The sequence below is a fragment of the Serratia sp. TSA_198.1 genome, assembly GCF_052686505.1.
In genome coordinates this window covers 36,190-55,503 of record NZ_JBQZFP010000008.1, presented here as the reverse complement: position 1 = coordinate 55,503, position 19,314 = coordinate 36,190, and the positions used below count along the sequence as shown (strand labels likewise).

Here is a 19,314-nt window from a genome sequence, read left to right as displayed (position 1 = left end):
CTCCTGAAAAGGGGCCGTTTTTTATGGGTGGCAGTTAGGTAAAAGGCCGCTCAATGAGCGGCCAGTAGCTTACTTGTTCTGGAATATCACGTTCAACGTGAGGCTGTTGCCTTTAACCGACTTTGCTCACGCCAAACGCCGATCCCAGTACAATGAGCAGGATAAACAAAGAACTCCCTTTCATTGCGCGATCCTTGTGGAACCACGACCACCGCGACTTCACCGGAAAAATCCCGGCGGAACAAGTGCCCGGTAGCGCTTGTATCGTTCTTTAACGATGTAAGAATTCCCTAAGGTGTCTGCTAACACCGAACGGAACAACAGAACCGCCTTAACGGCGGTTTTTTTGTGCCTTTCACTCCCAATTTTTGGTATTCACAATTAATAGCCATTGTAAGTGAGCGGGTATTATGTTGTGCTCATCGGGCTGTTTTATGTTGTGAACGGAACCTTCCAGCAGCCCCGTTGGGCCTATGCCGCAGCCGATTACACTGCGCTCAACGATTCAGCAAAGATTTAATGTTGCTTTTATGTGAACGAATTAACAACCGTTTCAAATCCTGATATGCTGGCTGAGCGGAACCGGGCACTGTACCTTACAGGCCAGGACATCGACAGCAGTGCCCCGTCAGGATCAATGGCACCAACACCGTGCGCTAAACCCGGTTTGAACATATGCCCTATGGCTTTCAAGTTGCAGTTAGGCGCCCAGTTCGTTCATCCCCAGGCGCTTACTCAGGTAAGTAACTGGGGTGACAAATCTGCCGGGAGCAGATTTGAACGCTGCTCGCAGCGGCCCCGAAGGGGTGTGGCCCATGGACGGGCCACATAACTGAACGCAGGTAACAACACTGCGGCTTGAAAGACGACGGGTATAAACGCCAGGCACAATAAATGACAATGAGAGCGAGGAGAATGTCGTGCTAGAAGAATACCGTAAGCACGTAGCCGAGCGTGCTGCAGAGGGCATCGTCCCTAAGCCGTTAGACGCCACACAAATGGCAGCGCTGGTTGAATCATTAAAGAATCCGCCACAAGGCGAAGAAGAATTCCTGTTAGACCTGCTGATTAATCGTGTTCCACCAGGCGTCGACGAAGCCGCCTACGTCAAAGCAGGTTTCCTGGCGGCCATCGCCAAAGGCGAAGCGACCTCTCCCCTGATTACCCCCGAGAAAGCCGTAGAACTGTTGGGCACCATGCAGGGCGGTTACAACATTCATCCGCTGATCGACGCGCTGGATAACGAAAAACTGGCCGCTATCGCCGCCAAAGCGCTTTCCCATACGCTGCTGATGTTCGACAACTTCTACGACGTGGAAGAGAAAGCCAAGGCGGGTAACCCGCACGCCAAACAGATTATGCAGTCCTGGGCCGATGCCGAGTGGTATCTGTCACGCCCGAAACTGGCGGAAAAAATCACCGTTACCGTATTTAAAGTCACCGGCGAAACCAACACCGACGATCTGTCGCCGGCGCCGGATGCCTGGTCGCGTCCGGACATCCCATTGCACGCCCTGGCGATGCTGAAAAACGAACGTGAAGGCATAGTGCCGGATCAACCGGGCAGCGTTGGCCCGATTAAGCAAATTGAGCTGCTGAACAAGAAAGGTTTCCCGCTGGCCTACGTCGGTGACGTGGTCGGTACCGGTTCTTCCCGTAAGTCCGCCACCAACTCTGTGCTGTGGTTTATGGGCGACGACATCCCGTATGTGCCGAACAAGCGCGGTGGCGGTGTGGTGCTGGGCAGTAAAATCGCGCCTATCTTCTTCAATACCATGGAAGATGCCGGTGCCTTGCCGATTGAAGTGGACGTTTCCGAGCTGAACATGGGCGACGTGATCGACGTTTACCCGTACAAAGGCGAAGTGCGCAACCACGAAACCGGCGAACTGATCGCCAACTTCGAACTGAAAACCGACGTATTGCTGGATGAAGTCCGCGCCGGCGGCCGTATCCCGCTGATTATCGGCCGTGGTTTGACCACCAAGGCGCGTGAAGCGCTGGGCCTGCCGCACAGCGACGTGTTCCGTATCGCCAAAGAAGTTGCCTCCAGCAACAAGGGCTTCTCGCTGGCGCAGAAAATGGTGGGCCGCGCCTGTGGCGTTGCCGGCGTGCGTCCAGGCGAATACTGCGAGCCGAAGATGGCCTCCGTAGGTTCTCAGGACACCACCGGCCCGATGACCCGTGACGAACTGAAGGACCTTGCGTGCCTGGGCTTCTCCGCCGATCTGGTCATGCAGTCGTTCTGTCACACCGCCGCGTACCCGAAACCGGTTGATGTGACCACTCACCACACGCTGCCGGACTTTATCATGAACCGTGGCGGCGTATCGCTGCGTCCGGGCGACGGCGTTATTCACTCGTGGCTGAACCGCATGCTGTTGCCGGATACCGTCGGCACCGGCGGTGACTCCCACACCCGTTTCCCGATCGGTATTTCCTTCCCGGCCGGCTCCGGTCTGGTGGCGTTTGCCGCAGCGACCGGCGTTATGCCGCTGGATATGCCTGAGTCGGTGCTGGTGCGCTTCAAAGGTAAAATGCAGCCGGGCATCACACTGCGCGATCTGGTGCACGCCATTCCTTACTATGCGATCCAGCAGGGCCTGCTGACCGTTGAGAAGAAGGGCAAGAAGAACATCTTCTCCGGCCGTATTCTGGAAATCGAAGGCTTGCCGGAGCTGAAAGTCGAGCAGGCGTTTGAACTGACCGACGCCTCTGCCGAACGTTCCGCTGCCGGTTGTACCATCAAGCTGGATAAGGCACCGATCGAAGAGTACCTGAACTCTAACATCGTGCTGCTGAAGTGGATGATCTCCGAAGGTTACGGCGATCGCCGTACGCTGGAGCGCCGCATTCAGGGTATGCAGAAATGGCTGGCGGATCCGCAACTGCTGGAAGGCGATGCGGATGCGGAATACGCTGCGGTGATCGACATCGATCTGGCAGAGATCACTCAGCCAATCCTGTGTGCGCCGAACGATCCTGACGACGCGCGCCTGCTGTCCGACGTGGCTAACAGCAAGATCGATGAAGTGTTCATCGGTTCTTGCATGACCAACATCGGCCACTTCCGCGCCGCCGGCAAGCTGTTGGACCAGCACAAGGGGCAACTGCCAACCCGCCTGTGGGTTGCGCCGCCGACCAAGATGGATGCGGCTCAACTGACCGAAGAAGGCTATTACAGCGTGTTCGGCAAGAGCGGTGCGCGTATCGAGATCCCGGGTTGTTCACTGTGCATGGGTAACCAGGCGCGAGTGGCCGACGGTGCGACGGTGGTTTCCACCTCTACCCGTAACTTCCCGAACCGTCTGGGTACCGGTGCCAACGTTTATCTGGCCTCTGCAGAACTGGCGGCGGTTGCTTCGCTGCTGGGCCGTTTGCCAACGCCGGACGAGTATCAAACGTACATGGAACAGGTCGATAAAACGGCGGCGGATACTTACCGCTACCTGAACTTCGACCAACTGGGCCAGTACACCGAAAAAGCCGACGGCGTGATCTTCCAAACCGCCGTTTAAGCCGCTATATTGCGCAACTGTTCAACGGGAGGCCTTGGCCTCCCGTTTTATTTTGCTCAGTTGCCAACTTTGCGAGCGCTCGCTGAGTTAGTCATGAATTAATGTTTACACTAAGAAAAAGGCTCAGGAGGGCGTGCTATGGATTACGAATTTCTGCGTGACGTGACCGGTCAGGTGGTGGTCAGATTTTCGATGGGGCATGAAGCGATTGGCCACTGGATCAATGAGGAAGTCAAAGGCGACTTCAACCTGCTGGATCGGATCGAAGCCGGGGCGGCGGAAGTCAAAGGCAGTGAGCGTCAATGGCAGTTGGAAGGCCACGAATATACATTGCTGATGGACGGTGAAGAGGTGATGATCCGCGCCAATCTATTGGCGTTTGAAGGCGACGAGATGGAAGAGGGGATGAATTATTATGATGAAGAAAGCCTCTCATTCTGCGGCGTCGAAGACTTCCTCGCGGTGCTGAAGGCCTACCGTTCTTTTATGCTCAAATATTAAATGTAAGGGCGCGGCGTGTGTATGGCCGCACCCTTAACCCATTACAAGTGCGGAATATTGCGGCCGTAATAGATTTCCTGCATCTCTTTCCACAGCAGATCGGTAATCTCTTTACGCTCGGCCTCGCTCAGGGCTTCCGGCTTGGCGTTAAACAGGTAATGCTTCAGATCGAAATCCTTCAGCAGCATCTTGGTATGGAAGATGTTCTCCTGGTAAACGTTGACGTCCATCATGTGGTACAGCGCCTTCATATCGTCAGACATAAAGTTCTGGATCGAGTTGATCTCATGATCGATGTAATGCTTCACGCCATTTACGTCGCGGGTAAAGCCGCGCACACGGTAATCCATGGTGACGATGTCGGATTCCAACTGGTGGATCAGGTAATTCAGCGCTTTCAGCGGTGAAATCACGCCACAGGTCGACACTTCAATATCGGCGCGGAATGTGCACAATCCGCCTTCTGGATGGCTTTCCGGATAGGTATGAACGCAGATGTGGCTCTTGTCCAGGTGTGCGACCACCGTCTTTGAGAGGGGGCCAGGCTGTTCCGAAGTATCTACATCTTTCGGGTCGACCGGTTCTTCGCTGACCAAGATGGTCACGCTGGCGCCCTGAGGCTCGTAGTCCTGACGTGCGACGTTCAGAATATTTGCGCCAATGATCGAGCAGGTTTCACTCAGGATCTCGGTCAGGCGATTGGCGTTGTATTGCTCGTCAATGTAGGCGATATAGCCATCGCGGTCATCCGCGGTTTTGGCGTAACAAATATCGTAAATACAAAAACTCAGGCTCTTCGTCAGGTTGTTGAAGCCGTGCAGTTTTAGCTTTTGCAATTGGGTTCACCTCCTTATCTTCTCGCTTAACGTGTAACGTTCAGTGCGTTGAGCAAGTACTGTGGCAGGGCAAAGCTGCCTGCGTGGATCGCCGGGTTGTAATAACGGCAGTTTAGGCCGCTTTGATTAAAGCGATGTTGCAGGGCGGATAAATCGAGCTGACGCAGCGCCGGGTTTTGGCTCGCCCAGGCGAAGGTCATGATGCCGCCGTAATAGGTCGGGATCGCCGCCTGATAGAAGCTGACGTCGTTGAAATATTGGCTTAGTTTGGCATGGCTGTTGACCGCTTCGTCCTGTTGCAGGAAGCAGACGCCGTTTTGCGCGACAAAAATGCCGCCCTCGTTCAGGCAGCGTGCGCAGCCTTCGTAGAACGCCGAGGTGAACAGGCTTTCGCCGGGGCCGATCGGATCGGTGCAGTCCGAGATAATCACATCGAATTTTTCATCGGTCTGATTAACGAAGTTGACGCCGTCGTCGATCACCAGTTTGAAGCGCGGGTCGTCGTAGGAGCCGGCATTGTGATTAGGCAGGTACTGGCGACAGAACTCCACCACCCCGGCGTCGATCTCGACCATGGTGATCTGCTCTACGCCCCGATGGCGGCTGACTTCACGCAGCATGCCGCCGTCGCCGCCGCCGATGATCAACACTTTCTTCGCCTGGCCATGTGCCAGCAACGGAACGTGGGTCATCATTTCGTGATAAATGAACTCATCGCGCTCGGTGGTTTGCACCACGCCGTCGAGCGCCATCACGCGCCCCAGTACCGGGTTTTCAAAAATCACCAAATCCTGATGCTCGGTCTTCTCGCGGTACAGCACATTCTCTACCGAGAAGTACTGGCCGAAGTTGGCATGCAGCGTTTCATACCAAATTTCTTTCTGGGTCATGTGCGGGAACTCCGTAATAACGGCCATGAAAAATTGGCGCAACATCATAGCTAACTCTGCCTGGTGATGCACGGCTGAATTTCAAACAGAGGTAGCGGAAGGCAGAAGGGATTAGTTGGCGTATGCCAGCAGGCTTAGCGAATCGCGTGCCAGAGATTTGCATTTGTTGGGAGTAGGGATGGCGATGCCACTGAGATCGCGATAGCTGTCTTCGCCCAGCGCCTTCATGTTGTAGCTATTATAGTTGCTCAAATCCCAGCGGTTTTGCTGGGCGAAGTAAACGATGGCGCGTTTGATTTGCGCGTTGGGCAAGTCGTTGTAGCCGCAATCGTTTTTCAGATAAATAAATACCGCCGTCAGATCGGCCAGATCTTCCGCCTCAGACTCATTGAGCGCCAGACTGGCGTTGGAGAACCCCAGCATGGTGAGCAGCAGCACCAGTAACGTTGTTTTTTTCATCATGAAAATAGACCTGTTTATTGTCTGCAAACGTTATCACACTTGCCTGTAAAGGCACCAAATTTTATTACTTGCGGATAACATAACCGACAGCAAAGGCTTGACCTTCCGCTAAGGGGAGGGTTTAGGCTGTCTGGCATGAAAGTTATACCTGTTGTCTTTCAAGCTGCGGCGTTATTACCTGCGCTAGCGCCCCGATTGACAGGGGATGAATGAGCTGGAACTTGAAAGCCATAGGGTACATATCACTGAGAAAAGGGAGTCAGCGATGTTACGCCGTGATTTTATCAAATTGACCGCTGCGCTGGGCGCGGCAAGCGCCTTACCGCTGTGGAGCCGAAGCGCGTGGGCAGCCGGGTTGCCGGCGTTGCCGATCCCGCCGCTGTTGATGCCGGACGCACAGGGAAAAATCGCGCTGGCGCTGCAAACCGGTGAAATGAACTGGTTGCCGGGCAAAGCGACCCAAACCTGGGGCGTCAACGGAGCGCTGCTGGGGCCTGCGGTGCGGCTGCAGCGCGGCAAACCGGTGACGGTCGATATCAAAAACGGCTTGCCAGAGGCCAGCACGGTCCACTGGCACGGGTTGGAAATCCCCGGCGATGTCGATGGTGGCCCGCAGGCGCTGATTCAACCGGGTACCACGCGCAGAGTGAGTTTCACTGTCGAACAGCCCGCGGCCACCTGTTGGTTCCATCCGCATACCCACGGCAAAACCGGCCATCAGGTGATGATGGGGCTGGCGGGGCTGGTGCTGCTGGAAGACGACGAGAGCAGTAAACTGCCGTTGCCGAAGACCTGGGGGCTGGATGATATTCCGGTGATCCTGCAGGACAAACGCTTGGGCAAAGACGCACAGATTGAATACCAACTGGACGTGATGAGCGCCGCAGTTGGCTGGTTCGGCGACCGTATGTTCACCAACGGAGCCCAATATCCGCAGCACGTTGCGCCGCGCGGCTGGTTGCGGTTACGTTTTCTCAACGGCTGCAATGCACGTTCGCTGAACCTGGCGGCCAGCGATAATCGGCCGCTATACGTTATCGCCAGCGACGGGGGGTTCCTGGCCGAACCGGTGAAGCTGACCGAATTGCCGATGCTGATGGGCGAACGCTTTGAAGTGCTGGTGGATGCTTCGGACGGCAAGCCGTTCGACATCGTCACGCTGCCGGTCAAGCAGATGGGCATGACGCTGGCGCCGTTCGACCAGCCGCTGCCGGTGTTGCGCATTCAGCCTTCGCTGGCGCAGGGCATCAAGACGATGCCGGACAGCCTGGTGAAATTGCCGGCACTGCCGCCGCTGGCCGGCATTCAGGAACGCTGGCTGCAACTGATGATGGACCCGCAGTTGGACAAGTTGGGCATGCAGGCATTGATGGATCGCTACGGTCATCAGGCGATGGCCGGGATGAGCATGGATCACGGTAGCATGAGCAACAGCGATGGCGGAATGGCCGGCATGGATCATGGCAGCATGAAAGGTATGGATCATGGCAATATGCAGGGCATGGATCATGGCAGCATGAAAGGTATGGATCACGGCAACATGAAGGGTATGGATCATGGCGCCAAGCCTTTCGACTTCAGCCACGGCAATAAGATCAACGGCAAGGCCTTTGATATGACCAAACCGGCGTTTGAAGCCAAACGCGGCAAGTACGAGAAATGGACCCTGTCCGGCGAAGGCGACATGATGCTGCACCCGTTCCATATCCACGGCACCCAGTTCCGCATCCTGTCGGAGAACGGCAAGCCGCCGGCGGCTCACCGCAGTGGCTGGAAAGACACGGTGCGGGTCGAGGGTTGGCGTAGTGAAGTGCTGGTGCGTTTTGATCATCCGGCTAACAGCGAACATGCCTATATGGCGCATTGTCACCTGTTGGAGCATGAGGATACCGGCATGATGCTGGGCTTTACCGTAGCCGACTAGAGCAGAAGTGGCGGCGCACTCGCGTCGCCACCGGCTTCAGGCTATGCTAAACTCTGCGCCCTTCTTCCGGCAACTGACCTGAAACCTATGAAACACACTGTAGACGTAATGATTTCCGAGCAGGAAGTTAAGACCCGTATCGCCGAACTTGGCCGTCAAATCACCGAACATTACCGCGATAGCGGCAGTGATATGGTGTTGGTCGGGCTGCTGCGCGGTTCCTTCATGTTCATGGCCGATCTGTGTCGCACGATTGAAGTGCCGCACGAAGTCGACTTTATGACCGCCTCGAGTTACGGCAGCGGCATGTCCACTACCCGCGATGTGAAAATCCTCAAGGATCTTGATGAAGACATCCGCGGCAAAGACGTGCTGATCGTCGAAGACATCATTGATTCCGGCAATACGCTGAATAAAGTGCGCGAAATTTTGGCGCTGCGCGGGCCGAAATCTCTGGCGATCTGTACCTTGCTGGACAAACCCGAGCGCCGTGAGGTGGAGGTGCCGGTGGAGTTCGTCGGGTTCTCGATCCCGGACGAGTTCGTGGTGGGCTACGGCATTGACTACGCTCAGCGTTATCGTCACCTGCCGTACGTCGGCAAAGTGGTGCTGCTGGACGAGTAATCGACGGGGGCGCGGCTTGGCCGCGCCCCCATAGAGAGCAAGATAACGTTCTAGGCTTTTACGCCCTTGTCCTGCTGCAGTTTGGCCATGGCCTTGCGATACCCCATTTCCAGGCTCTCGCGGCTGGTGGCGGCCACTTCCAGATCCCGCAGGCGCCCGTCCTGAATCCCGTACACCCAACCGTGGATCGTCACTTTCTGGCCGCGTTTCCAGGCCGATTGCATAATGGTGGAGTGGCCCAGGTTGTACACCTGTTCGATCACGTTGATCTCACACAGTACGTCGAGGCGTTGTTCCGGTTCCAGTTCACCCAGCAGTGAGCTGTGCTTGTACCACAGGTCGCGGATATGCAGCAGCCAGTTGTTGATCAGCCCCAGCTCCGGGTTTTCCACCGCGGCTTCTACGCCGCCGCAGCCCAAATGGCCGCAGATGATGATATGTTCAACTTCCAGCACATCCACCGCATACTGCACGACCGACAGACAGTTAAGATCGGTGTGAACCACCAGGTTTGCCACATTGCGATGGACAAAGAGTTCGCCTGGCTCCAGGCCGGTCAAACGTTCTGCCGGAACACGGCTGTCTGAGCAACCTATCCATAAAAAGCGGGGCTTTTGCGCCTGGGATAAACGTTCAAAAAAGTCTGGATCTTCCTGGTTGATATTGGCCGACCAGGCTTTGTTGTTGGCGATCAGCGTTTCGATTTCTTTCATGGAGGGTTATAGACCTGTAACAAACAGATTGCGTTGGGCTAATATAGGACAAGCGTCACAATTTGGAAATCGGAACAGTCACGCTTTTTTCCGCACGGATTCGCCTCAGTGAAATCGCTGCTGATGATAAGATCATCTCTATTACAAGACGCGGCAGCATACTCATCGTCACAAGGTACTTTCTAACTTATGAATTATGCACTGGAATTAGCGCAGTTGACCAAGACCTACGCGGGTGGCGTCAAGGCGTTGCGCGGGATCGATCTTAACGTCGAAGCGGGGGATTTTTATGCCCTGTTAGGGCCAAACGGCGCTGGAAAATCTACTACCATCGGCATTATCAGCTCGCTGGTGAACAAAACGGCCGGCAGCGTACGGGTGTTCGGCTATGACATCGATAAAGATATCGTTAACGCCAAGCGCCAACTCGGGCTGGTGCCGCAAGAATTCAACTTTAACCCGTTTGAAACCGTCATGCAGATTGTGGTCAATCAGGCGGGTTACTACGGCGTGACCCGGCGCGAAGCCTTGGCGCGTGCGGAAAAATACCTGACCCAGTTGGATCTGTGGGGCAAGCGCGATGAACGCGCCCGCATGCTCTCCGGCGGTATGAAACGCCGTCTGATGATCGCCCGCGCCTTGATGCACCAGCCAAAGCTGCTGATCCTCGATGAGCCGACGGCTGGGGTGGATATCGAACTGCGCCGCTCCATGTGGGGCTTCCTGAAAGAGCTGAACGCCCAGGGCACGACCATTATCCTCACGACCCACTATCTGGAAGAGGCGGAAATGCTGTGCCGCAATATCGGCATTATCCAGAACGGGGAACTGGTGGAAAACACCTCAATGAAAGGATTGCTGGCCAAGCTGAAGTCCGAAACCTTTATCCTCGATTTGGCGGCCAAAAGCCCCTTGCCGAAGCTGGATGGCTATCGCAATCGCCTGACGGATACCTCGACGCTGGAAGTGGAAGTGATGCGCGAGCAGGGCCTGAACGGCTTGTTCGCTCAGCTCAGCGCGCAGGGGGTGCAGGTATTGAGCATGCGTAATAAGGCTAACCGACTGGAAGAGCTGTTTGTCACCCTGGTTAACGGTAATGGAGAAAAAGCATGACGCGTTTGTATTGGGTGGCTTTACAGAGTATCTGGGCCAAAGAGATCAACCGTTTTGCCCGTATCTGGATCCAGACCCTGGTGCCGCCGGTGATCACCATGACGCTGTATTTCATCATCTTCGGCAACCTGATTGGTTCGCGCATTGGCGATATGCACGGTTTTGATTACATGCAGTTTATCGTGCCCGGCCTGATTATGATGGCGGTAATCACCAACTCGTACGCCAACGTCGCATCGTCGTTCTTCAGCGCCAAGTTCCAGCGCAATATCGAAGAGCTGCTGGTGGCGCCGGTGCCGACTCATGTGGTGATTGCCGGTTACGTCGGTGGCGGCGTGGCGCGCGGCATTTGCGTCGGCGTGCTGGTGACGGTGATCTCGCTGTTCTTTGTGCCGCTTCAGGTGCATGCCTGGTGGGTGATTGTGCTCACGCTGCTGCTGACGGCAATCCTGTTCTCGCTGGCAGGCCTGATCAACGCGGTGTTCGCCACTACCTTTGACGACATCAGCCTGATCCCGACGTTCGTATTGACGCCGCTGACCTATCTGGGCGGGGTTTTCTATTCGCTGACGTTGCTGCCGCCGTTCTGGCAGGCGGTGTCCAAACTGAATCCGATCGTCTATATGATCAGCGGTTTCCGCTACGGCTTCCTCGGCATCAGTGATGTACCGCTGGTGCTGACCATGGCGGTGCTGGTGGCGTTTATCCTGGTGTTCTATCTGCTGTCCTGGTACCTGATAGAGCGCGGTCGTGGCCTGCGCACCTGATGTACTGATGCCCCCGGACCCGCGTTCGGGGGCGCTGTTATCGATCTGAAGCTGGCATCACATAAATCAATAGAATTGCTCACATAACCCCTTTCTCCCCGATGTTCAAATCGTGCTATGCTGGCGCTCCACATTTTCTCCATTTTTATCACGCACTCGTAAGCAGAACATAACCATGCGGCCTCAACACAAGATAGCGGCTGGGCTACTCGGCATCCTGATGTCACTCGCTTCTCCGGCGACGCTGGCAAATTTGTTGTCGGAAGACAGCGCTGTTAAATCTGAATATATGGAAGCGCAACGCGACAGTGAGGTTTATTCGCTGATTGGCGAGCATGTTATCCCGGTCGGAGAAGTGAAGCAGGGGCAGCTGATTCAGGTGTTCCCGGCGGATGCGGAATATTACGAATTCAAGTTTGGTCACGGCACGGGGTTTATCGATAAAGACGACGTGCGCAACCTCAAAAAATCACGCAAGGTGCAAGACGATCTCGGTGAGCTGAATAAGCCGCTGACCAATCAGAACCTGATCACTCAGAAGGCGATCAACGTCTATACCGAGGCGGATAACGCCAGCGAAGTGTTTGGCGTGCTGGAAGAGAATCTGCGTTATCCGATCATCGGCAAACTGAAGGATCGACTGAACAATACCTGGTATGAGATCAATATTGGCGATCGTCTGGGCTATATCAGCGAGCTGGATTGCGAAATAGACACCGGCATTCCGGTGTTGACCTACCACCATCTGCTGAAAAACGAAGAGAACAAGCGTTTCCGCCATACCTCGACCACCACTTCGGACGTGGCGTTCAGCAACCAGATGACCTACCTGAAGCAGGCCGGTTATGACACCATTTCCCTGTACCAGTTGGAAGCCTACCTGAAGAATCAGATCAATCTGCCGGGCAAGGCGGTGGTGTTGACCTTTGATGACGGGCTGAAGTCGGTCTATCGCTATGCCTATCCGGTATTGAAGGACTACGGCTTCCGCGCAACGGCGTTTATTATTTCTTCGCGCATCAAACGCCATCCGCAGAAGTGGAACCCGGACTCGCTGCAGTTTATGAGCATTTCCGAACTGAAGCAGATACAGGACGTGTTCGACGTGCAGTCACATACGCATTTCTTGCACCGTACCGACGGCAACCGTCAGCCTATTCTGCTGAGCCGTTCGCTGCACAATATCGAATTCGATTTTGAGCGTTCGCGCCGCGCGCTGTCGCAGTTTAATCCGCACGTGTTGTACGTATCCTATCCGTTTGGCGGCTACAATCAGCGGGCGATACAGGCGGCGAAAGACGCTGGTTTCCACATGGCGGTGACCACGGTGCAGGGTAAGGTAAAGCCGGGGGATAATCCGTATACGCTGAAGCGGCTGTATATTCTGCGTACCGACTCCATTCAGACCATGGCGGACAGGATAGCCAACAAGCCGGGGGCGGTGGTGGTGCAATAACAGGAAACGGGCGCTGAAAGGCGCCCGTTTTTATTCTCAGGCTACCTGAACCGGCACGGCTTTCGCTTTGCGTTGCAGGTTGTTGTCACCTTCGAAATAGGCGACTTTCGGGTGGTGCTGGCGGGCATCGGCATCGCTCATTTGCACGTAAGAGCAGATGATCAGTTTGTCGCCCACGCAGGCGCAACGTGCCGCGGCGCCGTTGACCGAAATGATGTGCGAACCGCGTTCAGCGGCGATGGCGTAGGTCGAGAAACGCTGACCGTTATCAACGTTATAAATATCTATAGCTTCATATTCCAGAATGCCTGCGGCCTCCAGGAAATCCTGATCGATGGCGCAGGAGCCTTCATAGTGCAAGTCGGCCTGAGTCACTTTCACCCGATGCAGCTTGCCTTGCAGCATAGTACGTATCATAACTTTACCTAACTGAGTATCAGCCTTCACAGGCGATTGAGGTTGAACATCCATCCGGCGTTTATCGTCACCGATAAGTCCCTCCATGTCTACTTTCAGAGGGGCTGAAACAGTGACGATTGCACAAAAAGTAGCTTACAACGTCAGGTCAACCTGCTGGTTGTCGATCAGGCGCGCCTTGCCCAGCCAGGCGGCCATCAGTACCACTGCGCGTTGGCTTTCAACACCCAGCGGTTGCAGGCTGTCTGCGTCACGGATAAACAGTTCGTCCGGGGTGAAACCGGCGGCGCGCAGGTGCGCGGCGGTTTGCTCCAGCAGATCGTCGATGTGGCGCTCGCCGTTGCTGAGTTGTTCTGCCAATGCGTTCATGATCTTGCTGAGCTGAGGGGCGATTTTGCGTTCTTCGGCAGTCAGGTAGCCGTTGCGCGAGCTGAGCGCCAGGCCGTCTTTAGCGCGCACGGTCGGCACGCCGACGATATCGATGTCGTACCCCATGTCCGCCACCATCTTGCGGATCAGCGCCAGTTGCTGGTAGTCCTTCTCGCCAAAACAGGCCAGATCCGGCTGAACCAGATTGAACAGTTTGCTGACGATGGTGGCGACGCCGCGGAAATGACCGGGGCGGCTGGCGCCTTCCAGCATGGTGGAAATGCCCGGCACGTCGACATAGGTTTGCTGTTCCAGCCCCTGCGGGTAGACATCGGCCGGCGCCGGTGCGAATACCAGGTCGACGTTGCGGCGGGTCAGCTTTTCGCTGTCCTCCTGCAGGGTGCGCGGGTAGCGCGCCAGATCGTCAGGGCGTTCGAACTGCATCGGATTCACGAAAATGCTGACCACCACGATATCGGCGCGCGCGCGGGCTTCATCAACCAGCGTCATATGGCCTTCGTGCAGATTGCCCATGGTCGGTACCAACGCGATGCGTTTGCCGTCCTGGCGCCAGCGGCGGATCTGCTGACGCAGCAAAGGCAGGGTTTCGATAATAATCATTGATAGCTCCTGGAACGATCGCTTAATTAAAAGAGTGTTCTTCAGCGGGGTAAGCGCCTTGCTCCACTTCCTGCATGTACTGTTGCACCGCCAGGCGAATATCGCCGCTTTGCGCCAGGAAGTTTTTAGCGAATTTCGGCGTATGGCCACCGGTAATGCCAAAGGCGTCGTGCATCACCAGGATCTGGCCATCGGTCACGTTGCCGGCGCCAATGCCGATCACCGGAATGGACAGCGCTTCGGTGATCTTGCGCGCCAGTTCGGTCGGTACGCACTCCAGCACCAGCAGTTGCATGCCGGCCAGCTCCAGATTTTGCGCATCTTCCAGCAGTTGTTTGGCAGCGAGCTCGTCACGGCCTTGTACCTTGTAGCCCCCGAACACGTTCACCGACTGCGGCGTCAGGCCGAGGTGGCCGCACACCGGCACTGCGCGCTCGGTGAGCATTTTCACCGTTTCGCACAGCCAGCTGCCACCTTCCAGTTTCACCATATTGGCACCGGCCTGCATCAGTTCGGCGGCGTTGACGAAGGCCCGTTCCGGGGTGGCGTAACTCATGAAAGGCATGTCAGCCAGCAGCAGGCAGGCTGGGGCACCACGGCGTACGGCCCGTGTGTGGTAAGCGATGTCGGCGACGGTGACCGGCAGCGTGGAGTCGTGGCCCTGCAGCGTCATGCCCAGCGAATCGCCCACCAGCAGTACTTTAACGCCTTGCTCTTCAAACAGTTGGGCAAAGCTGGCATCGTAGGCGGTCAGTGAAGCAAACTTGCGTTGCTCCTGTTTCCACTGGCGCAAGTGGGTCACGGTGGTGGGTTTCATCACTACGTCTCCTGAATAGAGCCGCGCGGTACGCGCAGGGCCCTGGCTGCAAAAAAGTGCTGTCATTCTACTGTAACCCTAACGGGGTGGGTAGCGCAGATCATGAAGCTTAAGGGGTTCTTAAGAACCTTGTGATGTAATAGCGAAAAAGGGATGAGCATGCGAATTCTGCTGATAGAAGATGACAAGTTAATCGGTGACGGCATCAAAGCCGGGTTGACCAAACTCGGCTTTAATCTGGACTGGTTTACCGACGGGGTGGTCGGCAAAAGCGCGCTGGAAAGCGCACCTTACGATGCGGTGATCCTCGATCTCAGCTTGCCGGGCATGGATGGGATGGATTTATTGCGCCAGTGGCGCCAGGCCGGCCATGATGTGCCGGTGCTGATCCTTACCGCGCGCGATGCGCTGGAGCAGCGGGTCAGCGGCCTGCAGAGCGGTGCCGATGATTACCTGTGCAAACCTTTCGCCCTGACGGAAGTTGCGGCGCGCCTGCAGGCGTTGATCCGCCGCCGTCATGGCCAACTGATGCCGCAACTGGTGCATGGCAATCTGGTGTTTGACTCGGCCACTCGCAGTGTGAGCTGCAACGGCGAGCCGGTAACCTTGACGCCGCGTGAGCTGGCGGTGCTGGAGCTGTTCCTGCATAACAAGGGACGAGTGCTGGCGCGGTCGCTGATCCAGGAAAAACTGTACAACTGGGATGACGAAGTCAGCAGTAATGCCGTGGAAGTGCATATTCATCACCTGCGGCGCAAGTTGGGTAACGGTTTTATCCGTACCATTCACGGCGTGGGCTACACGTTGGGGGAGGTAGAGTGAAACATCTCAGCTTGCGGTTGCGGTTGATCCTGATTTTCAGCCTGCTGGCGCTGGTGACCTGGTGTTCCGCCAGCCTGGTGGCGTGGATGATGACGCGCAACAACATCAATGAAGTGTTTGATACCCAGCAGATGCTGTTTGCCAAGCGCCTGGCGACCGCCAATCTGGGCGATCTGCTGGCCGACGAAAGCGTGCGTAGCCTGCCGAAAACCAAGAAGCTGGTGCATCACGGCAAGCGAGGCAAGCAGGATGACGACGCGTTGGCGTTCGCGATCTTCGACCGCAACGGCAAGATGTTGCTCAATGACGGTGAAAACGGCGCGGATTTCCTCTTTGACGGCGAGCGTGAAGGCTTTACCGATGGCGAAAGGCGGGGCGATGACGACAGTTGGCGGCTGCTGTGGCTGACCAGCCCGGACGGCCGCTATCGTATCGTGGTCGGCCAAGAGTGGGATTACCGGCGGGATATGGCGCTGGGTATGGTCACCGGGCAACTGGTGCCGTGGTTGGTGACGTTGCCGATTCTGATGCTGTTGATCGCGCTGATGGTGGGGCGTGAACTGCGCCCACTGCGCGTGGTGGCCGCCGGGCTGCGTAAGCGCGCGCCTGACGACGCTACGCCGCTGGATGCGCGTCAGGTACCGACCGAAGTCAGGCCGCTGGTGGATGCACTGAACGCGCTGTTTGCGCGCATCAATGCGTTGCTGGTGCGTGAGCGGCGTTTTACCTCCGATGCCGCCCATGAGCTGCGTAGCCCATTGGCGGCGCTGCGGGTGCAGACGGAAGTGGTGCAATTGGCCGGTGACGATGAGCCGATGCGCGAGCATGCGCTGGGCAATCTGACTGTGAGCATCGATCGTGCCACCCGCCTGGTCGATCAGTTGCTGACGCTGTCGCGGTTGGATTCACTGTCGGATCTGGCCGATTTGGAGCCGGTCGACTGGAGTCGGCTAGTGCCGATGACGTTGGCGGAGCAGGATCGTCATGCTCACGCCGCCGGCGTCACGTTGCGTTACGAACAGCAGGGCATGCCGGCACCGTTACAGGGCCAAGCGCTGCTGCTGTCGCTGCTGGTGCGTAATTTGGTGGACAATGCGGTACGTTACACGCCTGCGGGCGGCACCGTCACTGTGAGGCTTACAGAGCGCTTGCTGGCGGTCGAAGACAATGGGCCGGGGATAACGGCGGAGCACCTGGTACGGCTGGGGGAGCGTTTTTATCGTCCGCCGGGCCAGGAGCAAACCGGCAGCGGGTTGGGGCTGTCTATCGTGCAGCGCATCGCCGGTTTGCACGGGCTGCGCATCAGCTTTGCCAACCGGGCAGAAGGCGGGTTTGTCGCTCAGGTGATGCTGTAGGGGGCGCCGCATGCCGCGCCCGACTCAGGCTTTTTGCTTGGGCTGATGCCAAAGTTCCATGCCGTTCTCCGGCACGCGCTTCAGGCAACTGGCCAACGACTCACCGTCAGGGAACACCAATTCGGGGGCGATTTCCGCCAGCGGGTAGAGCATGAACTCGCGTTCTTTCAGGCCGTAATGCGGCACTGTCAGGCGATCGGTATGAATAACCTGCTCGCCATACAGCATGATGTCCAGATCGAGGGTGCGCGGGCCCCAGCGCTCATCTTTGCGCACACGGCCCTGATTGCGTTCTATCGCTTGGGTATGATCGAGCAGTTGTTCGGCGGGCAGCAAGGTATCCAGCGCCACCACCGCATTGAGAAAGTCCGGCTGGTTCTGCGGCCCCAGCGGCTTGGTGCGGTAAAACGACGAACAAAGGATCAATCGGGTGCGCGGAAGATGCTCCAGCGCCTCCAGTGCGGCTTTTACCTGTTGCAGCGGTTGCGCCAGGTTACTCCCCAGCGCGATATAAACGCGGATCATTATGCTCCTTCTTTACGCGGCGTCCGGCGGCGAGGGCGACGCTGACGCGCGCGACGTGGCGCGGGGTCGTCACCCAAAGTACTCAACATGGTTTTTTGACGCGCCGGCGTGGCTTCCTGGAACTCGCCCCACCATTCGGTCAGACGCAGCATTTCCTGGTTTTCTTCCACTTCGGCGCGCAGCGCCAGCAAATCGTAAGCGGCGCGGAATTTCGGGTGTTCCATCAGCTTGTGCGCACGCTTGCCCTGACGGCGAGACAGGCGCAACTGCAACTGCCAGATATCGCGAACCAACGTGGTGATGCGTTTCGGGATCGCCAGCGAGCGACACTGTTCGTCCAGTACGTCATTCATCGCCAACGCGAAGGCGTCGTAATACGCCAGCCCGCTCTCCTGCGCCAGTTTCTGCGCATGTTCCAGCAGCGGATACCAAAGCATAGCAGCAAACAGGAACGCCGGATTGACGCGCATGTCGTTCTGCAGCCGATAATCGGTGTTTTTCAGCACCTGTGCCAGAATGCGCTCCATCGGCGTGTCATGGCTAGGCGTGAAGTGGCGTGCTATCTGCGGGAACAGAGGCTGGAACAGCTGGTATTCGCACAGTTTCAAATAGGTTGGGTAACCGTAACCTGCCTGCAGCAGCTTGAGCGATTCCTCAAACAGACGTGCCGGCGGGATCTCATGCAGCAACGAAGCCAGGCGTGGGATCGGCTCGGCGGTTTCGTCGCTGATGCTCATGTCCAGCTTGGCGGCAAAGCGCACCGCACGCAGCATGCGCACCGGATCTTCCCGGTAGCGGGTTTCCGGATCGCCGATCAGGCGAATCACGCCCTGTTGCAGGTCACGCATACCGTCAACGTAATCACGCAGGGTAAAGTCCGCCACGCCGTAATACAGACTGTTGATGGTGAAGTCGCGGCGCTGGGCATCTTCTTCGATCGAACCGAAGATGTTGTCGCGCAACAGCATGCCATTTTGGGCCTGCTGGGAAGAATTCTTGTCTGATTCCGGGGTTTGCTGCTCGTGGTGGCCGCGGAAAGTGGCAACCTCGATGATTTCCGGCCCGAACATCACGTGCGCCAGACGGAAACGGCGGCCGACCAGGCGGCAGTTACGGAACAGCTTGCGCACCTGATCTGGCGTGGCGTTGGTGGTGATGTCGAAATCTTTCGGCTTTTTGCCGAGCAACAAATCGCGCACGCCGCCACCGACCAGATAGGCTTCGTAGCCGGATTTGTTCAGGCGGTACAACACCTTCAGCGCATTCTCACTGATGTCTTTGCGTGAGATTGAATGTTGATCGCGTGGGATCACGGTCATGGGGCCGGTTCCCTCCGCTGCGGGAAAAGGTGGGCGCTTACGCGGCGCAGGCCGGCGGGCAGGGGCTTCTCTGCCGCTTTCGGCGTGCCGTTGTTGTTGCGGCGCGGCAGGCTGTTCAGCCACCACGCTTTCTTCGCGGATTACCTTTTTATCGCTCACCGGCGCATCCTCGCGGGGCAGCTTGTCATCGCGGATTAGTACCTTACGGCAGAAATTGGCTACTCGGGTAAAAATGGTACACCTCGATAGTGACTGATAAAAATGG

Annotated in this window: 18 protein-coding genes; 9 read left to right on the top strand and 9 right to left on the bottom strand. The window is 56.7% G+C overall.

Going from position 1 to position 19,314, the window contains the following annotated elements; translation table 11 throughout:
- Positions 1-920: 920 nt before the first annotated feature.
- Together acnB and yacL are read left to right on the top strand one after the other, a co-directional pair.
- Complete coding sequence (acnB, locus tag ACUTSW_RS22855; RefSeq protein ID WP_004947931.1) at positions 921-3,518, top strand: bifunctional aconitate hydratase 2/2-methylisocitrate dehydratase; 2,598 nt, start codon at positions 921-923, stop codon at positions 3,516-3,518.
- A 138-nt stretch (positions 3,519-3,656) separates the two neighbouring features.
- Positions 3,657-4,019 (top strand): protein YacL, encoded by a 363-nt coding sequence (yacL, locus tag ACUTSW_RS22850; RefSeq protein WP_004947927.1) that lies wholly within the window; start codon positions 3,657-3,659, stop codon positions 4,017-4,019.
- A 41-nt stretch (positions 4,020-4,060) separates the two neighbouring features.
- On the opposite strand, the gene speD is transcribed toward yacL, so the two are convergent.
- From speD to ACUTSW_RS22835, 3 genes are all read right to left on the bottom strand, one after another.
- A complete protein-coding gene (gene speD / locus ACUTSW_RS22845) occupies positions 4,061-4,855 on the bottom strand; it encodes an adenosylmethionine decarboxylase (protein ID WP_004947924.1) in 795 nt (264 codons plus the stop codon).
- 26 nt (positions 4,856-4,881) lie between these two features.
- The gene (gene speE / locus ACUTSW_RS22840) at positions 4,882-5,745 is read right to left on the bottom strand and encodes a polyamine aminopropyltransferase (RefSeq protein WP_004947920.1); all 864 of its coding nucleotides are present in this window, start codon (positions 5,743-5,745) and stop codon (positions 4,882-4,884) included.
- Positions 5,746-5,856: 111 nt separating this feature from the next.
- Positions 5,857-6,204: a YacC family pilotin-like protein gene (locus ACUTSW_RS22835; RefSeq protein ID WP_006327880.1), complete on the bottom strand. Its 348-nt coding sequence runs from the start codon at positions 6,202-6,204 to the stop codon at positions 5,857-5,859.
- Positions 6,205-6,472: 268 nt separating this feature from the next.
- Here ACUTSW_RS22835 and cueO point away from each other — a divergent pair, with 268 nt between their 5' ends.
- Together cueO and hpt are read left to right on the top strand one after the other, a co-directional pair.
- Complete coding sequence (cueO, locus tag ACUTSW_RS22830; protein ID WP_445585444.1) at positions 6,473-8,131, top strand: multicopper oxidase CueO; 1,659 nt, start codon at positions 6,473-6,475, stop codon at positions 8,129-8,131.
- A gap of 87 nt (positions 8,132-8,218) precedes the next feature.
- Positions 8,219-8,755: a hypoxanthine phosphoribosyltransferase gene (hpt, locus tag ACUTSW_RS22825; protein ID WP_004947911.1), complete on the top strand. Its 537-nt coding sequence runs from the start codon at positions 8,219-8,221 to the stop codon at positions 8,753-8,755.
- A 50-nt stretch (positions 8,756-8,805) separates the two neighbouring features.
- On the opposite strand, the gene can is transcribed toward hpt, so the two are convergent.
- Positions 8,806-9,468: a carbonate dehydratase gene (gene can / locus ACUTSW_RS22820; RefSeq protein ID WP_013814459.1), complete on the bottom strand. Its 663-nt coding sequence runs from the start codon at positions 9,466-9,468 to the stop codon at positions 8,806-8,808.
- Positions 9,469-9,657: 189 nt separating this feature from the next.
- Between can and ACUTSW_RS22815 the strand changes: the two genes are divergently transcribed.
- The 3 genes from ACUTSW_RS22815 (at position 9,658) to ACUTSW_RS22805 (ending at position 12,804) form a co-directional block, all read left to right on the top strand.
- A complete protein-coding gene (locus ACUTSW_RS22815) occupies positions 9,658-10,581 on the top strand; it encodes an ABC transporter ATP-binding protein (protein WP_004947905.1) in 924 nt (307 codons plus the stop codon).
- Positions 10,578-11,348 (top strand): ABC transporter permease, encoded by a 771-nt coding sequence (locus tag ACUTSW_RS22810; RefSeq protein ID WP_004947902.1) that lies wholly within the window; start codon positions 10,578-10,580, stop codon positions 11,346-11,348. Before ACUTSW_RS22815 ends, ACUTSW_RS22810 begins: the two co-directional genes overlap by 4 nt.
- A 175-nt stretch (positions 11,349-11,523) precedes the next feature.
- Positions 11,524-12,804, top strand: coding sequence for a polysaccharide deacetylase family protein (locus ACUTSW_RS22805; protein WP_445585443.1), 1,281 nt, complete (start codon positions 11,524-11,526; stop codon positions 12,802-12,804).
- A gap of 36 nt (positions 12,805-12,840) precedes the next feature.
- Here the strand turns inward: ACUTSW_RS22805 and panD are convergent, their stop codons facing one another.
- From panD to panB, 3 genes are all read right to left on the bottom strand, one after another.
- Complete coding sequence (gene panD / locus ACUTSW_RS22800) at positions 12,841-13,221, bottom strand: aspartate 1-decarboxylase (RefSeq protein WP_004947897.1); 381 nt, start codon at positions 13,219-13,221, stop codon at positions 12,841-12,843.
- A gap of 135 nt (positions 13,222-13,356) precedes the next feature.
- On the bottom strand, positions 13,357-14,211 hold the full coding sequence (gene panC, locus ACUTSW_RS22795; RefSeq protein ID WP_063200498.1) for a pantoate--beta-alanine ligase: 855 nt from the start codon (positions 14,209-14,211) through the stop codon (positions 13,357-13,359).
- A gap of 22 nt (positions 14,212-14,233) precedes the next feature.
- Complete coding sequence (gene panB, locus ACUTSW_RS22790; RefSeq protein ID WP_445585442.1) at positions 14,234-15,028, bottom strand: 3-methyl-2-oxobutanoate hydroxymethyltransferase; 795 nt, start codon at positions 15,026-15,028, stop codon at positions 14,234-14,236.
- A 159-nt stretch (positions 15,029-15,187) separates the two neighbouring features.
- Between panB and qseB the strand changes: the two genes are divergently transcribed.
- Complete coding sequence (gene qseB, locus ACUTSW_RS22785) at positions 15,188-15,850, top strand: quorum sensing response regulator transcription factor QseB (protein ID WP_445585471.1); 663 nt, start codon at positions 15,188-15,190, stop codon at positions 15,848-15,850.
- Positions 15,847-17,205: a quorum sensing histidine kinase QseC gene (gene qseC, locus ACUTSW_RS22780; RefSeq protein ID WP_445585441.1), complete on the top strand. Its 1,359-nt coding sequence runs from the start codon at positions 15,847-15,849 to the stop codon at positions 17,203-17,205. The genes qseB and qseC overlap by 4 nt, the downstream gene beginning before the upstream one ends.
- Positions 17,206-17,229: 24 nt before the next feature.
- Here qseC and folK read toward each other — a convergent pair whose 3' ends face one another.
- On the bottom strand, positions 17,230-17,730 hold the full coding sequence (gene folK, locus ACUTSW_RS22775; RefSeq protein WP_004947882.1) for a 2-amino-4-hydroxy-6-hydroxymethyldihydropteridine diphosphokinase: 501 nt from the start codon (positions 17,728-17,730) through the stop codon (positions 17,230-17,232).
- Positions 17,730-19,283: a polynucleotide adenylyltransferase PcnB gene (pcnB, locus tag ACUTSW_RS22770; protein WP_071990204.1), complete on the bottom strand. Its 1,554-nt coding sequence runs from the start codon at positions 19,281-19,283 to the stop codon at positions 17,730-17,732. The genes folK and pcnB overlap by 1 nt, the downstream gene beginning before the upstream one ends.
- Positions 19,284-19,314: the final 31 nt, after the last annotated feature.